The sequence below is a fragment of the Vogesella perlucida genome (assembly GCF_979366545.1).
The window spans coordinates 1-309 of sequence record NZ_CEETRO010000059.1; the positions used below are offsets into that span (position 1 = coordinate 1).

Consider the following 309-nt stretch of genomic DNA (forward strand, 5'->3'; position numbering starts at 1 on the left):
GCTGGCCTCGATCACCTTGTCGGTGTCGGCCACCAGCTCGGCGCCCGGTACGTTGATGCTGAAGGTCTTGTCGGCCTGCACCAGACCGGTGAACGGCTTGCCGTTCACGGTCAGGGTCACGGTGTCGCCCACCTTCACGTCGCCACCCACGCTACCGGTGATGGCGATGTCGTCTGCCGCCTCGGCGGCGTTGATCACGTCGTCGGCGGTGATGTTGGCCGCGAGCGTGATGCTGGCGTTGATGGTGGTGTCCACACCGTGGGTGTGCTCGGTGGTGGCTTCGCCCACGTTGCCGGCGGCATCGGTGGC

The 309-nt window shown here is 67.0% G+C and carries 1 protein-coding gene; it reads right to left on the minus strand.

Annotated features, from left to right (window positions below; all coding sequences use genetic code 11):
- Window positions 1-309: Ig-like domain-containing protein (locus ACZ9XP_RS17910; RefSeq protein WP_465188962.1), on the minus strand; the 309-nt coding region annotated here is incomplete at both ends.